The 15794-nt window shown below is 65.4% G+C and carries 12 protein-coding genes and 1 pseudogene; 5 read left to right on the plus strand and 8 right to left on the minus strand.

Annotated elements, in window-relative coordinates; translation table 11 throughout:
- Positions 1-97 precede the first annotated feature (97 nt).
- The 5 genes from ACE3P0_RS20500 to ACE3P0_RS20520 form a co-directional block, all read right to left on the minus strand.
- Positions 98-544, minus strand: coding sequence for a hypothetical protein (locus ACE3P0_RS20500; protein ID WP_374404661.1), 447 nt, complete (start codon positions 542-544; stop codon positions 98-100).
- A gap of 209 nt (positions 545-753) precedes the next feature.
- Positions 754-2799 carry an SPFH domain-containing protein gene (locus ACE3P0_RS20505; RefSeq protein WP_374404663.1) on the minus strand — a complete coding sequence of 682 codons (2046 nt, stop codon included), beginning with the start codon at positions 2797-2799 and terminating at the stop codon, positions 754-756.
- Positions 2800-2958: 159 nt separating this feature from the next.
- Positions 2959-3786: a MipA/OmpV family protein gene (locus tag ACE3P0_RS20510; protein ID WP_374404664.1), complete on the minus strand. Its 828-nt coding sequence runs from the start codon at positions 3784-3786 to the stop codon at positions 2959-2961.
- A 62-nt stretch (positions 3787-3848) separates the two neighbouring features.
- Positions 3849-4340, minus strand: coding sequence for a heme-degrading domain-containing protein (locus ACE3P0_RS20515; protein ID WP_374404665.1), 492 nt, complete (start codon positions 4338-4340; stop codon positions 3849-3851).
- A gap of 8 nt (positions 4341-4348) precedes the next feature.
- Positions 4349-5398 carry an oxidoreductase gene (locus ACE3P0_RS20520; RefSeq protein WP_374404666.1) on the minus strand — a complete coding sequence of 350 codons (1050 nt, stop codon included), beginning with the start codon at positions 5396-5398 and terminating at the stop codon, positions 4349-4351.
- 258 nt (positions 5399-5656) lie between these two features.
- Between ACE3P0_RS20520 and ACE3P0_RS20525 the strand changes: the two genes are divergently transcribed.
- The 5 genes from ACE3P0_RS20525 (at position 5657) to holA (ending at position 10792) form a co-directional block, all read left to right on the plus strand.
- Entirely contained in the window at positions 5657-5962 is a 306-nt protein-coding gene (locus ACE3P0_RS20525; protein ID WP_374404667.1) for a hypothetical protein, read from the plus strand.
- A gap of 110 nt (positions 5963-6072) precedes the next feature.
- Complete coding sequence (gene leuS / locus ACE3P0_RS20530; RefSeq protein ID WP_374404668.1) at positions 6073-8697, plus strand: leucine--tRNA ligase; 2625 nt, start codon at positions 6073-6075, stop codon at positions 8695-8697.
- A gap of 1 nt (position 8698) precedes the next feature.
- Positions 8699-9229, plus strand: a complete 531-nt coding sequence (locus tag ACE3P0_RS20535; RefSeq protein WP_374404669.1) for a GNAT family N-acetyltransferase — start codon at positions 8699-8701, stop codon at positions 9227-9229.
- Positions 9226-9756, plus strand: a complete 531-nt coding sequence (lptE, locus tag ACE3P0_RS20540) for an LPS assembly lipoprotein LptE (protein ID WP_374404670.1) — start codon at positions 9226-9228, stop codon at positions 9754-9756. The genes ACE3P0_RS20535 and lptE overlap by 4 nt, the downstream gene beginning before the upstream one ends.
- Positions 9757-9763: 7 nt before the next feature.
- Positions 9764-10792, plus strand: coding sequence for a DNA polymerase III subunit delta (gene holA / locus ACE3P0_RS20545; protein ID WP_374404672.1), 1029 nt, complete (start codon positions 9764-9766; stop codon positions 10790-10792).
- A 518-nt stretch (positions 10793-11310) separates the two neighbouring features.
- Here the strand turns inward: holA and lpdA are convergent.
- From lpdA to aceE, 3 genes and pseudogenes are all read right to left on the minus strand, one after another.
- Positions 11311-13095 (minus strand): dihydrolipoyl dehydrogenase, encoded by a 1785-nt coding sequence (lpdA, locus tag ACE3P0_RS20550; RefSeq protein ID WP_374404673.1) that lies wholly within the window; start codon positions 13093-13095, stop codon positions 11311-11313.
- A 16-nt stretch (positions 13096-13111) separates the two neighbouring features.
- Positions 13112-14779, minus strand: coding sequence for a dihydrolipoyllysine-residue acetyltransferase (gene aceF / locus ACE3P0_RS20555; protein WP_374404674.1), 1668 nt, complete (start codon positions 14777-14779; stop codon positions 13112-13114).
- Between the two features lie 90 nt (positions 14780-14869).
- A pseudogene (gene aceE, locus ACE3P0_RS20560) lies at positions 14870-15794 on the minus strand (pyruvate dehydrogenase (acetyl-transferring), homodimeric type); the annotation flags it as partial.

Consider the following 15794-nt stretch of genomic DNA (forward strand, 5'->3'; position numbering starts at 1 on the left):
TCCTGCCGAATTCGAAACCCATTACCATCGACAACGCGCTGGTCAGGCCGCGACCGTCTGACTTAAACCAACTGGCCTCCGCGAAAGCCGGGGTGATTCACTCTGCAATGCGGAATCGGGGGCGATGAACACCAACGGGCGAGAGGCTGTCCTTTGAGCGCACAGCATCGATTCCGGTCGCATGGCGCTCATTGGCGGCCACGTAAATAATGAAGCAGGAACTGGCGCAAACGCCCTTCCCGCCCGGAACCGTTGCAACACGCAAACCCAGCGTCCGAACCAACTGAGCAAGACGGGTTGCCTCTCCAACGTCTCCCCCCGGGGAGTCCAAATACACGGAACTCGGATAGAAGTACGCGCCGCCCTGCGGTTTGATTGAAAGAAAGATACGAGCTAACCGCTCAGCGTCACCGGGAGCAATCTCACCAGAGAGCGTAATTTGGGTCTCCATATCATCGATACGGAAATCCGCGGCCAGAACACTTGGAATCGTATGAAGAACGACAATGATCCCGACCGTTATACGAGCGAGGCACATGATCATGGCGAACTACCACTGACTAAAGTTGAAATGGTCGCACACCTGAAGTTCACGGCAGGTTGCGCTGTATTGCTTGGCGAATCTACATTCAAACCAAGCGAGTTAGGTTAGGCCACGCCCGCGAAGCCCGACAACAAACCTCGGCGCGCACAATCAGCGGGGCGACACTGCGCCCCGCCCGCCGGTCCGTCCGTCCGTCCGTCCGTCCAACATCAGCCTGGCGCGCCGTCCGCCCTCGGCCTATTCATCCCGTCCCTAATCAAATTCCCCAGCAGCACATCCACCAGCGTGCCGCCCTGGCCGCTGCCGCCACCTGCAACGATATCGGGCACCAGCTTGACGCCGGCTTTTGCGAGCGCTTCGGCGACCTGCACCATCGCGTAGTTGCCGGATTCCATCGACGCGATCTTCAGCTTGATGACTTCGGCTTCGGCGCCGCCCACGGCCTGGGTCTTCGCGGCTTCGGCCTCGCCCACGGTGCGCAGCACGGTGGCGTCGGCTTCGGCGTTGATCTTCTTCGACTGGGCCTGACCTTCGGCCGCCTTCACGGTGGCCTTGGCGTTGAAATCGGCGATCGTGACCTGCCGCTCGGCATCGACCACGCGGGCCTGCGTGGCGGCGAGCGCGGTGGCCTGTTCGAGTTCCTGCTTCACGACTTGCGCCTGGCGCTGGGTGTCGTAGGTGACGCGTTCCTGCTCGGCGATCTTGCGGTCGGTCAGCGTCTTCATCAGTTCTTCCGGCGGCACGATGTCGCCGATCAGCGTATCCACGGCGCCAACGTTGTATTCCTTCAGCGCGGTGGCAATCGACTGGCGTGCTTCGTCTTGCCGGCGTGAGCGGTTCTTCAGGAAGTCGATGATGTCCGAACCCTGCGCGGCGTTGCGGAAGTAGTTGCCAATGGTGGGCTCCAGCACCTGCGTCACCAGCGCCGCCATGCCGCCGAAGCGCGCGATGACCTTGGGCGCGTCGTTGCGCGGGATGTGGATGATCTGCGAAACGTCGAGGTTGAATTTGAAGCCATCGGCCGAACGCACGGTGATCGTCGAGAGGTTGGCGTCCAGCTTGTGCGCTTCGGTCTTGCCGGTGGCCCAGTTCAGCACCACGTTCGCAGTCGGCACATTGCTGACCTTGTGGGTGTAGGGGTTGATCGGGTACTTGCCGGGATCCAGCGGATCGACCCACACGCCCTTCTCGCCGCGGCTGACCAAGTTGCCGTGGCGGAAGGATTCACCGGTGACGTCGTGCCCCTCGCCGCCGACGTAGGCGATCACCACGCCCACGTTGGCGATCGGCACCTCGACCATGTCGACGATCTCGACGGTCGCGAAACGCGGGTTGATGAAGTAGCGGCCGGCGAGCAGCACCTGTTCCTGCAGACCCTTGCTGCCGCCGTTATCGACGAAGGCCTGCGGGTTCTGGAACATGTTGTGGCCGGCGATCTCCGGGCCAGCAATCTCGCCGGTTACCAGCGGTTTGCCTTCCTTGGTCGTGATGATGCCGACCTTGTTCTCCGGAATGTCGACCGCCTCAGCCAGATGCACCTCGAACAGCGCAGGATTGATGCGGTAGGTACCCGGCGTAATCACCGACATCTGCGGGCCGCGTTCGCCGCCGCCAGAAAGGAAGGCGTGCCCATCCTGGAAGGAGTCGCAGGCCACCTGCCGCGCGATCACGCGGCCGCTGGGCAGCGGCGCGCCATCGAGCGCTTCCACCACACCCAGCTTGCCCTGCGGAATGCTCACCGCCGGCTTGAGATCAACCTTGAACAGCAGCGTGTTGATGCGGTAGGTGCCGGGCGGGATCAGCGCCATCTGCGGGCCGCGCTCGCCACTGTTCTGCAGGAAGGCGCGCGCATCCTGGAAGGTGTCGCAGTCGACCTGTCGCGCGATGATGCGGCCGCTCGGCAGCGGGTTGCCGTCGCAGGCTTCCACCACGCCGACTTCGCCCTGCGGCACGGTGAAGAATTTGACCAACTCAACCGTGTACTGCCACGGCCACAGCGCCACATGCAGGCCAGGGGCGAGCGTGTCGGCCTGGTAGCCGGCCTCACCGTTGAGCGCGATGATGCGGCCGTCCGGCAGATTGCGGTTGGCGCCGAACAGTACGAACTTCTTCGTCACCACGCCAAGGCTGTCGTCCGGCACGATGATCACGCCGAACAACCACAGCACCCACTTGTAGCCGATCGCGACGACGATCAGGCCGATCAAGACGAACAGGCCGGTGGCATGTCCGGCCAGCAGTTCAAAAAAGTCCATGGGATCCTGTTTTCAAGAATGAGGGGAAAGGCAGGATCCTCTGGCGATTCACGGCACTACGCCCTGCAGCAGATCAAGCCCGCTGCGAGCATAGGTGCGCCACGCTGCCGCGCATGCCAACAAGCGCACAGCGCGCGGCTTGCATGGCGGCGATACGGCTTATTCGTCGACCGGCCGATCGACCCGCTCGGCGGATTCCCACAGCGACCACGCAACCGAAACGCCGGCGGTGATGTTGTTGCTCTGCCTCACCAGCGGGCTGTCTTCGAAGGCGGCGCCAGACACGGTACTGCCACGCACGAAGCTGCCGAACCACGCGCGGCCCATGCGGCGCGACAGCGTCAGCGTGAGCTGCGCGCCCCCGTAGCCGGACTTCGCCGCGTACGCCGGGCGACCGACGCGCGCATATTCCGGGGCAACGTCATACACATAGGCGTGGCTGGCGCGATCGCCGAAATACGGCCCGCCGGATACCGCGAAGCGCCAGCCCGGCACCGGCTGATCGAAGATGTCGAAGGACAGCGTTGGCGTACTCGCCCAGCCTGCGTCCTGCGAGGTGCCGATCGCGATCACCTTGCGGATCGGCAGGCGCGCCATCAGGCGGTAACCATCCTCCCAGCTGCCGGCGATGCGCCATACCAGCTGCGGGCCGATCTCGATCGTCGGTTTCAGATCCGGCATGCCGGCACGCGCATCGTTGCTGTTGCTGCGCACCGGCACCCCGGCGGAGAGGCTGATATCCAGCTCCAAGCGGTCGGAATCGAACAGCTTGCCGCGCAGACCGTCGCGGTCGGCACGCAGGCGATCGCCGCGATACACCACGAAGGGCACCGGCAGCAGGTAGGCGTGCTGCTCGTCGGAACCACGATAGTCCGGTAGCGTCATCGCACCCACGCCGAGGCCAAGCTCCCACTTGGGCAGATCGGTGGCGTGCGCAGGCGCGCTCAGCGCCACGGCGAGCAACGCCAGCAAGGGGAAAGGCTTCATGCGCGGTGGCTCCACAAAGGGCGTGATTCTAGGGCCTGTTCGCGGCGCCCGCGCAGCGCAGATCAATCCAGCGCCAGCGCCGCCTCGTCATGGCCGAGCAACTGCGCCAGCCCGGCCACCACCAGTTCATGGTCCGCCCGCTGCGGCAAGCCCGACACCGTGACGGTGCCGATCATCCCAGCGGCGGCAACGCGGATCGGGAAACAGCCGCCATGCCAGGCGTAGTCGCGCAGCGGCAAGCCCATTTTTTCATCCAGCCCCTTGCCGTCACGCCGGCACTCCAGCGAGACCGAATAGGAGCTGCGCTGCATCAGCGTGACCACGTTGTGCTTGCGCCGCGCCCAGTCGGCATTGGCCGGCGTGGTGCCGGGCATCGCATGCAGGAAGACGATGTCCTCGCCACGGCGGATCACGATCGTCACCGCAAGACCGGCGGCGCGGGCACGGCTGCGCAGCGCTTCACCGAGCTGCCATGCGAGATCTTCGTCGAACGCCGGGAAGACCAGCGCCTCCTCCTGGCGTGCGAGTTTCTCCAGTTCATGCTCGAAATCCATCGCGTGCCTCACCCCAATTCGCCCACGGTCATCACGCGCCCCTCGCGGAAGCTCGCAAGCCCCAGGTCGATCAACTGCATCACTTGCAAGGCGTCACCCGCCGGTACCGGGTTCGGTGCGCCATTCAGGATCGCGTCGCGCACCGCGGCGTAGTAGCGGCTGTAGTCACCGCGTTCGCCGGCATGTTCGCGCTGCGTCAGCGCGTCGGCCTCGCTCAGCGTGAGCGTGCCGGGGCGCGGGTCGACGCCCCAGTCCGACGCGCCGGGTCGGCCGCCGAGCTTCAGCGCGTCTTCCTGCGGGTCGAGCCCGTACTTGGTGAAGCTGCCCAGCGTGCCATGCAGCGCGAAGCGCGGGCCGAGGTCGGGCACCAGCGCGCTGGCGTGCAGGATCACGCGCAGGTTGTCGTAGCGCAGCACGGCATGGAACCAGTCGTCGGCGGCGGCGCCGTCGCGTTGTTTGGCCAGATCGAGCGATACCGTCTGCGGCGCGCCGAAGAGTTGCAGGGTCTGATCCAGCAGATGTGCACCAAGGTCGTACCACAGGCCGCTGCCCGGCGCGCCGGATTCGCGCCAGCGCTGGCGCACCAGCGGGCGGTAGCGGTCGAAGTGCGATTCGAAATGCGTCAGCCGCCCGAGCACGCCCGCGGCCAGCACTTGCCTGACGGTGAGGAAGTCCGCATCCCAGCGCCGGTTGTGAAACACCGAAAGCAGGCGCCCGGCCGATTCGGCGCGAGCGATCAGGTCGCGCGCCTCGGTTGCGTCCAGCGTGAAGGGCTTGTCGACAACCACGTGCTTGCCGGTCGCCAGCGCCTTCACCGCCAGCGGGTAGTGCGTCTCGTTGGGCGTGGGGATCACCACGAGATCGATGTCCGGCCGCGCGAACAGTGCATCGGGCGAATCGCACACATCGACCTGCGGCCACGCCGCACGCACCTTGGCCGGATCGCTGCTCGACATGGCGACCAGTTCAAGCCCCGGCACCGATGCAATCAGCGGCGCATGGAAGGTGGCGGTGGCAAAACCAAAGCCGACGATGCCGACTTTAACTGTGGAATCCATCTGGATACTCCTGAGAATCGAGGCTGCATGGGCAGTATGAGCGCGCCCGCCGCCGCTCACCACTTGAGCGCCCCGCCGCGCGTCGCATCGAAAAGCGCCCATGCGCCCCAAGGGCTTGTTTCAGCGCAAGAAACTGACGCGCGCCTCTAACATTGATCGCTCGTCGATCTTATAATTTCGGTCGCGGTTTACCCTAATTTTTTGCAGCGCACCATCCCGCCCCTCCCCCAGGGGGTGTGCCGCGAGAAAGCCCCCCCCATGAACGCCCCGATGTACCTCCCCTGGCTGGCCCGCAAGGCCGGCATCAGCGACGAACAGGCGCTGGAGCTGTGGCACGACGCCCTGCGCCACGCGACCGACACGACCGGCTGGGTCGGCGGCCCGGAATACTGGGCAGCGGCACACAATCGCCTGCTCGAACTGACCGACGCCGAACGCCAACGCCGACTCGCGCCGCGCCTGGTGCGCATGGTGCGCACGCAGAATCACCTCGCGCAATTGCCGCTGCAGGCGCTCGAAGACATGCTCGGCGCGTTGCGCGCCGGCGTCCGCCGCGCCGCCTGATCGGCGCTTGGTGCCGGGCGCCGCAAGCGCCGCCCGGCATGCGGATACCGCGCTGCAGCGTGCGGGCGGTAGAATGCGCGTTTTCGCCTTTTTGCAGCGAGCACGCGCCCATGCAGGACAAATACACGCCGGCCGAGATCGAGTCCGCGGCCCAACAACACTGGGAATCCACCCAGGCCTTCGAAGTCTCCCGGGACGATTCGCTCCCGAAGTACTACTGCCTTTCGATGTTCCCGTACCCCTCGGGCAAGTTGCACATGGGGCATGTGCGCAACTACACGATCGGCGACGTGCTATCGCGCTCGCACAAGATGCGCGGCTACAACGTGCTGCAGCCGATGGGCTGGGATGCCTTCGGCCTGCCGGCCGAGAACGCGGCGATCAAGAACGGCGTGCCGCCGGCCAAGTGGACCCGCGAGAACATCGCCTACATGAAGAAGCAGCTCAAGTCGCTCGGTTTCGCGATCGACTGGAGCCGTGAGCTCGCCACCTGCGACGCCAGCTACTACAAGTGGAACCAGTGGCTGTTCCTGCGCATGCTCGAAAAGGGCATCGCCTACAAGAAGACGCAGGTCGTGAACTGGGACCCGGTCGACCAGACCGTGCTCGCCAACGAGCAGGTGATCGACGGTCGCGGCTGGCGTACCGGCGCGGTGGTCGAGAAGCGCGAGATCCCCGGTTACTACCTCGGTATCACCCAGTACGCCGAAGAACTGTTGGGTGACCTGGATGAGCTGACCGGCTGGCCGGAACGCGTAAAGCTGATGCAGGCCAACTGGATCGGCAAGAGCATCGGCGTGCGCTTTGCGTTCCCGCACGAGATTTCGGACGAAGCCGGCCTGATCGGCGACGGCAAGCTGTGGGTCTTCACCACCCGCGCCGACACGATCATGGGCGTCACTTTCTGCGCGGTTGCCGCCGAGCACCCGCTCGCGACCCACGCGGCGAAGAACAACCCCGAGCTCGCCGCCTTCATCGACAAGTGCAAGCACGGCTCGGTGATGGAAGCCGACATGGCGACGATGGAGAAGGAAGGCCTGCCGACGGGCCTCTTCGTTACCCATCCGCTGACCGGCAAGCAAGTCGAAGTCTGGATCGGCAACTATGTGCTGATGAGCTACGGCGACGGCGCCGTGATGGGTGTGCCCTCGCACGACGAGCGTGATTTCGCCTTCGCGAAGAAATACGGCATCGCGATCGAGCAAGTGGTGCAGGTCGAAGGCGAAAGCTTCTCGCTGGACGCCTGGAAGCCCTGGTATGGCGACAAGGAGCGCGGCGTTTGCGTCAACTCCGGCGTGCTGGACGGGCTTGCCTACGAAGCCGCGGTGAACAAGGTCGCCGAGTTGCTGGCCGCCAAGGGCATCGGCGAGAAGAAGGTGCAGTGGCGCCTGCGCGACTGGGGCATCTCGCGCCAGCGCTACTGGGGCTGCCCGATCCCGATCATCCACTGCGATGACTGCGGCTCGGTGCCGGTGCCGGACGATCAGCTGCCGGTCGTGCTGCCGGAAGACTGCGTGCCGGACGGCTCGGGCAATCCGCTCAACAAGCTCGAAAGCTTCCTCGCCTGCTCCTGCCCGAAGTGCGGCAAGCCGGCGCGCCGCGAGACGGACACGATGGACACCTTCGTCGATTCGTCCTGGTACTACGCGCGCTACGCCAGCACCTTCTCGGACAAGGCGATGGTCGATGCCGAGACCAACTACTGGATGACCGTTGACCAGTACATCGGCGGCATCGAACACGCGATCCTGCACCTGCTCTACTCGCGCTTCTGGACCAAGGTGATGCGCGACGTCGGCCTGGTGAACTACCGTGAGCCCTTCTCGCGCCTGCTCACGCAGGGCATGGTGCTGAACACCGCCTTCTCGCACAAGCCGGAAAGCGGTGGCAAGAACTACTACTGGGAAGAGGAAGTCGATCTTGTCCGCAACTCGCACGGCCAGATCACCGGCGCCACGCTGAAGAAGGATGGCACGCCGCTGGAGTTCGAGATGACGACGATGTCGAAGTCAAAGAGCAACGGCGTCGATCCGCAATCGCTGATCGAGCAATACGGCGCTGACACCGCACGCTTCTTCATGATGTTCGCCGCGCCGCCCGAGCAGACGCTGGAATGGTCGGATGCGGGCGTCGAGGGGTCTTATCGCTTCCTCCGTCGGGTCTGGGCCTTCGGCCATGTGTTCGCGACCGAGCTGAAGGGCAAGCTTCCGGCCGAGCGCACGCTGGCAACGACCAAGCTGCCACCGGATCTCGCCGCCTTCCGCCGCGAAATCCACCTGCTGCTGAAGCAGGCCAACTACGACCTTGGCAAGCAGCAGTTCAACACCGTGGCCTCGGCCACGATGAAGATGCTCAACGCGATCGAGAAGGCGCCGCGCGACACCGGGCTCGCAGCGGAGGTGGTCGAAGAGTGCTTCGGCATCCTGCTGCGCGTGCTGTCGCCGATCACGCCGCACATCGCACATGCGCTCTGGCGTGAGCTCGGCTACGGCGACGACATCCTCCACGCCGCATGGCCGGAACCGCAGGAAGAAGCGCTGATCCAGGACGAAGTGGAGCTGGTGCTGCAAGTGCTGGGCAAGACGCGCGGCAGCATCAAGGTGCCGGCGTCGGCCGACAAGGCTGCGATCGAAGCGGCTGCGGTGGCGTCCGATGTCGCGCAGAAGTTCATGGAAGGCAAGCCGGCGAAGAAAGTCATCGTCGTGCCGGGCCGTCTGGTGAACATCGTCTGCTGACGTGGCCGTCCAGCCCCGCATTCGCCGGTGCGAGCCGAGCGACGCTGCCGCGATCGCCCGGCTGATGTCGCCACCGGAAGTCTTCGCCAACACGCTGCAGTTGCCCTACCCCGGCGTAGAGCTGTGGGTGGAACGACTCACGAGCAACAAGCCGAACGAGGCGCCGCTGGTGGCTGAAGTCGACGGGCAGATCGTCGGCTGTGCCGGGCTGCATCGCGAGACCGAGCTGCGCCGCGCGCATTCGGCCCAACTCGGCATCACGGTGGATCAGGCCTGGCAGGGCAAGGGCATCGGCCGTGCGTTGATGACCGCCCTGCTCGACACCGCCGACAACTGGCTCGGCCTGCTGCGGATCGAACTGCAGGTGTTCGCCGACAACGCGCGCGCAATCAAGCTGTACGAATCCTGTGGCTTCGTGCAGGAAGCGGTAATGAAAGGCCACGGGCTGCGCAACGGCGAATACGTCGACACCCTCGTGATGGCCCGCCTTCACCCCAAGCCGCCGCGCCTGCGGCCGGAGATTCAACCGTGACACGAATCCGCTCCGCCCTGCTGTTTGCCGGGCTGACCCTGCTCGGCGCCTGCGGTTTTCACCTGCGCGGGCCGCAGCCACTGCCATTCAAGTCGATCCACCTGGGCGTCTCGGCCTACAGCGAATCGGGCGCCAACCTGCGCCGGCAGATTGCTGCGAACGGCGGCACCAAGATCGTCGAAACACCGTCCGAAGCCGAAGTCAGCCTCGTGATCCTGCAGGACGTGAAGGAGAAGATCATCCTGAGCCTGAACACCGACGGCCGCGTGCGCGAGTACGAACTGCGCGACCGCATCGTGTTCAAGGTGGTCGATCGCGGCGGGCGCGAGGTGATCCCGGCCACCGAAGTCGCCACGAAGCGCGAGATGACCTTCAACGACGCACTGGTGCTGGCGAAGGAACAAGAAGAAGCGCAGTACTACCGCGAGATGGAAAACGATCTGATCCAGCGCGTGCTGCGCCGCATGGCCACCGCACAGTGGCCCTTGCCCGAACTGCCGGCCACGCAGTCGGCCCCCGCGCGCTAAGCCGAGCATGGCCGTTCGCCCGGAACAGCTCGCCAGCCAGCTCGAACGCGGCCTCGCGCCGCTGTACATCGTGCATGGCGACGAGCCCTTGCTGGTGCTGGAAGCGGGCGATGCAATCCGCGCAGCGGCGCGCGCGCGCGGCATCGACGAGCGCGAGGTACTGGTCGTCACGCAAGGCTTCAAGTGGAACACGCTGGAGATGGCCGCCGGCAACCTGTCGCTATTCGGCTCCAGCAAACTCATCGACCTGCGCATCCCGACCGGCAAACCAGGCCGCGAAGGCGGCGAGGCGCTACAGCGCTACGTCAAGCACCTCGACCCGCAAGGCGTCATCACGCTGATCACGCTGCCGCAGCTGGACTGGGCCGCGCGCAAGGCGGCCTGGTTCGTCGCGCTGCTCGAAGCCGGTGTCGAGGTCGAATGCAATGCACCGGCGCTACCGCAATTGCCGGACTGGCTTGCAGGCCGGCTCGCGCGACAGAAACAGCGCGCACCGCGCGAAGCGCTGGAGTTCATCGCGCAGCACGTCGAAGGCAATCTGCTGGCCGCACATCAGGAACTACAGAAGCTTGCGCTGCTGTTCGAGCCGGGCGAGCTGACGCTTGAGCAGGTTCAGGACTCGGTGCTGAACGTTGCCCGGTACGACACCGAAAAACTGCGCCTCGCGCTGCTGGAAGGTGACCCGGCACGCCTGACGCGCATGATCGAAGGCTTGCAGGGCGAAGGTGCCGCACCGCCGCTGGTGCTGTGGGCGATGGCGACCGAGATCCGCACGCTGGCGCTGCTGCGCGCCGGGCAGGACAGCGGCCAGCCGCTGGCCGCGCTGTTCAAGCGCGAGCGGGTGTTCGACCGCGAGAAACAGGCCTTGATCCAGCGCGCACTGCCGCGTCTACCGCTCGGTACACTACGCGCAGCACTGATGCATGCCGCCCGCGTCGACCGCATCATCAAGGGCGTGGGCGACGGCGAGTTATGGAACGAATTCCTGCAGTTGGCGCTGCGGCTGGCGAACACGCCGCGACGCCGGCGCGCCTGACACGGGAAGCGTGGACAAAAAAATGGCGACCTGAGGTCGCCGAGCTTTTGTTATTCACCCTTGCGCCGAAGCGGTGGGTGTCTGTACGCGCAGTCCGTTGTTTGAAGCGGCGGTTGTTCTCGCTCGCCATTGGGTGACAGGAACAGCCCGGTACGCACGGCGGCGTCATGACAAGGGGGAGAGCCATGCGCGTCCCGATGCGGGGAGGGAGGGAGGGATTTCACCGGGAAGCTCTGTGCGTCTCCGGGCGTCCGTCAGGGTTAACCCTAATCCACCTTTCGTACCAAAGCAAGGAAATCGCCATTCAATATTTTTATGGCATGGCGAAAGTCAAGCGCCGCAAGGCCTTGAATGGAAAAGCGGCGGCTCCGTAGAGCCGCCGCATTCCAATGGAACTCACCGCCAGACGAGGCGGGAGCCCTCTGCGCGACCGCCGCAAACACCCAGGGTGTTTGCGCCGGGCCTCCCCCCAGGGGGGCCTGTTTCGGCAAGCGCAGTCAGTCTCCCCCGAGACGTTCTTACTTCTTCTTCATCGGCGGCAGGTCGGTACAGGTGCCCTCGAACACCTCGGCCGTCATGCCGATCGACTCGCCCAGCGTCGGGTGCGGGTGGATCGTCTTGCCGATATCCACTGCGTCACAGCCCATCTCGATCGCCAGCGCGATCTCGCCGATCATGTCACCTGCGTTGGGGCCAACGATGCTGCCGCCGACCACGCGATGCGTTTCCTCGTCGAAGATCAGCTTGGTGAAGCCGTAGTCACAGCCGTTCGCGATCGCGCGACCGGAAGCCGCCCACGGGAACTTCGCCACGTTGATCTTGCGGCCACTGGCCTTGGCGTCGATCTCGGTCACGCCGACCCAGGCCACTTCCGGCTCGGTGTAGGCCACCGACGGAATGATGGTCGCGTCGAAGAAGGACTTCTGACCCGCCGCCACTTCCGCGGCAACGTGGGCCTCATGCACGCCCTTGTGCGCCAGCATCGGCTGGCCGACGATGTCGCCGATACCGAAGATGTGCGGCACGTTGGTGCGTTGCTGCTTGTCGACCGGGATGAAGCCGCGGTCGGTGACATGCACGCCAGCCTTTTCGGCGCCGATCTTCTTGCCGTTCGGGCTGCGTCCCACGGCGGAGAGGATCAGGTCGTACTTCTGCTCGTCGGCCGGGGCGTTCTCGCCCTCGAACTTGACCAGGATGCCATCCGGACGGCAGGTCACGCCCACCGTGCGGGTCTTCAGCATGACCTTGTCGAAGCGATGCAGGTTCTGCTTTTCCCAGACCTTGACCGCATCGCGGTCGGCACCGGTCATCAGGCCTTCCAGCGCCTCGACCACGTCGATGCGTGCGCCCAGAGCGGAATACACCGTCGCCATTTCCAGGCCGATGATGCCGCCGCCAATGACCAGCATGCGCTTCGGAACCTGACGCAGTTCCAGCGCGCCGGTCGAATCGACGATACGGGGATCATCCGGCAGGAAAGGTAGCTTCACCGCCTGCGAACCCGCAGCGATGATCGCCTTCTGGAAGCGGATGACCTTCTTCTCACCGCTCTGTTCCGAACCGGAGCCGGTGGTCAGCGCCACTTCGACGTGGTGCGCGTCGAGGAAGCTGCCGTAGCCGCGCACGATCTCGACCTTGCGCGCCTTGGCCATGCCGGCGAGGCCGCCGGTCAGCTTGCCGATGACCTTTTCCTTGTGCGCACGCAGGCGGCTCAGATCCACGGTCGGCTTGTCGAAGGCCACACCGACATCGGCAAAATGCGAGGCTTCTTCGATGACGTTGGCGACGTGCAGCAGCGCCTTTGACGGAATACAACCCACGTTCAGGCACACACCGCCGAGCGTTGCATAGCGTTCGACCATCACCGTCTTCATGCCAAGGTCGGCGGAGCGGAAGGCGGCGGAGTAGCCACCAGGGCCGGCGCCCAGCACCAGCATTTCGCACTCGATATCGACCGGGCCGCTATAGCTGCCGGCCGGCAACGGTGCCGCAGGCGCGACAGCCGGGGCCGGCGCGGCCTCCGGGGCGGCAGGCTTCGGGGCTTCGGCCGGGGCGGTCGATGCTGCCGCTTCCAGCGTCAGCACCACGGCACCTTCGCCCACGCGGTCGCCAACCTTGACCTTGAGTTCCTTGACGACGCCGGCAGCCGGGCTCGGCACATCCATCGTCGCCTTGTCGGATTCGAGCGTCAGCAGCGCGTCTTCGGCCTTGACGGTGTCACCCGGCTTGACCGCGATCTCGATGATCGGCACATCCTTGAAGTCGCCGATGTCCGGCACCTTCACTTCGATAATCTGGCTCATCCTTGAGGTCTCCGGCTCAGAGCAGCACGCGGCGGAAGTCCTGCAGCACGCCGGCGAAGTAGGCATTGAAACGGGCGGCCTCGGCGCCGTCGATGACGCGGTGATCCCACGACAGCGACAGCGGCAGCATCAGGCGCGGCACGAAGGCCGAGCCGTCCCACACCGGGCGGATCTGCGACTTGCAGACGCCCATGATCGCGACTTCCGGCGCATTGATGATCGGCGTGAAGTACACGCCGCCAATGCCACCGAGCGAACTGATCGTGAAGCAGCCGCCCTGCATCTGGTCGGGCTTGAGCTTGCCGTCGCGCGCGAGCTTCGCCAGTTCGCCCATTTCCTGAGCGATCGCGGAAACGCCCTTCTTATCCGCGTCGCGGATCACCGGTACGACCAGACCGTTAGGCGTGTCGGCAGCGAAACCGATGTGGTAGTACTGCTTGAGCACCAGATTGTCGCCATCGAGCGAGGCGTTGAAGGTCGGGAATTTCTTCAGCGCGGCCACAGCGGCCTTGATCATGAACGCGAGCATGGTCAGCTTGACGCCGCTCTTCTCGAATTCCTTGTTCATCTGCACGCGGAAGGCTTCCAGATCGGTGATGTCCGCGTCGTCATGGTTGGTGACGTGCGGGATCTGGACCCAGTTGCGGTGCAGGTTGGCGCCGGAGATCTTCTTGATGCGCGACAGCGGCTTGGCGTCGACCGGGCCGAACTTGCTGAAGTCGACCTTGGGCCAGGGCAGCAGGTTCAGCTCGCCACCACCGGTGACACCACCGCCTGAGGCGCCCGCCGAACCGGCCGGCACCAGTGCGCCGGTCGAGATCTGGCTGAACACGCCCTTGATGAAGTTCTGCACGTCTTCGTGCAGCACGCGGCCCTTCGGACCGGTGCCCGGCACCTTGGAGACGTCCACGCCCAGGTCGCGCGCGAAGCGGCGCACCGAGGGGCTGGCGTGGGCCTTGCCGGCCGGCGCGGTGATCGCCGGTGCAGCGGCTACCGGGGCAGCCACCGCGGGTGCCGCAGCAGGCGCTGCCGGCGCGGGCGCCGCGACAGGCGCCGGAGCGGCCACGGCGGCGGCCGGTACGACAGCGCCGCCCGCGGCTTCGATCACCAGGATCAGCGCGCCTTGCGACACACGATCACCGACCTTGACCTTCACTTCCTTGACGACGCCGGCCACCGGGGTCGGCACATCCATCGTCGCCTTGTCCGATTCCAGCGTAACGACTGGCGCGTCGGCGGCAACGGTATCGCCCACCTTCACGGCAACCTCGATCACTGGTACATCGGCGAAGTCGCCGATGTCCGGCACCGTCACCTCGACCAGGCCACCACCGGCGGCCGGTGCGGCCGGCGCTGCTGCCGCAGCAACCGGGGCCTGGGCTGCAGGTGCAGGGGTTGCAGCAGCCGGTGCGGGCGCGGCCGCAGGCGCGGCAGCGACCGCAGCGCCGGCCTCCAGGATCACGACCAGCGTGCCCTCGGCGACCTTGTCACCGACGACAACCTTGATTTCCTTGACCACGCCGGCAACCGGGCTCGGCACATCCATCGTGGCCTTGTCCGATTCCAGCGTCAGCAGGGTGGCTTCGGCCTCAACCGAATCACCCGGTTTGACGGCCACCTCGATCACCGGCACGTCCTTGAAGTCGCCGATGTCGGGAACCTTCACTTCGATGAGTTGGCTCATGTGCGTTCCTCTGTGGGAGGCAATCCCCGCGGCGCAAACGCGCCGGTGCAGCTGGCCGCATCCGGGCGGCCCGCTGCGCGGGGGCTGCGATCAGACGGTGATGGGGTTCGGCTTGTTGATGTCGATGCCGTACTTGGCAATCGCCTGCGCCACCTTTTCGCGATCGATCGTGCCTTCGTCGGCCAGGGCCTTGAGGGCAGCAACCGTGACCCAGCGACGATCCACTTCGAAGTGGTTGCGCAGGGCTTCGCGGGTATCGGAGCGGCCGTAACCATCGGTGCCGAGCGTGACGTAGCGGCGCGGCACATAGGGGCGGATCTGCTCGCTGAACAGCTTGACGTAGTCGGTCGCGGCAATCACCGGGCCCGCCGTGTCCTTCAGCATGGCTTCAACATGCGACACACGCGGCGTTTCGAGCGGGTGCAGCAGGTTCCAGCGGGTGACGTCGATACCGTCGCGCGCCAGCTCGTTGAAGCTCGGGCAGCCCCAGATGTCGGACTCGACGCCCCAGTCTTCGCGCAGCAGGTCCGCCGCAGCGATGACTTCGCGGAAGATCGTGCCGGAACCGAGCAGCTGCACGCGCGGCTGCTTGGCCTTGCCCTTCGCGCCTTCACGGAACTTGTACATCCCCTTGAGGATGTTCGCTTCCGCGCCCTCGGGCATCGCCGGATGCTCGTAGTTCTCGTTCATCACGGTGATGTAGTAGTACACATCTTCCTGCTCACCGTACATGCGGCGCAGGCCGTCCTGAACGATCACCGCCAGCTCGTACGAGAAGGTCGGGTCGTAGGTGACGCAGTTGGGCACCAGGTTCGCGAGGATCTGCGAGTGGCCGTCTTCGTGCTGCAGGCCTTCGCCGTTCAGCGTGGTGCGGCCGGCGGTGCCGCCGATCAGGAAGCCGCGGGCGCGCGAGTCGCCCGCCGCCCAGCACAGATCCATCACGCGCTGGTGGCCGAACATCGAGTAGTAGATGTAGACCGGGATCATCGGCACGTTGTGCACCGAGTACGAGGTC

The sequence above is a fragment of the Niveibacterium sp. genome (genome assembly GCF_041909475.1).
In the GTDB taxonomy this organism is placed as follows: Bacteria; Pseudomonadota; Gammaproteobacteria; order Burkholderiales; family Rhodocyclaceae; genus Niveibacterium.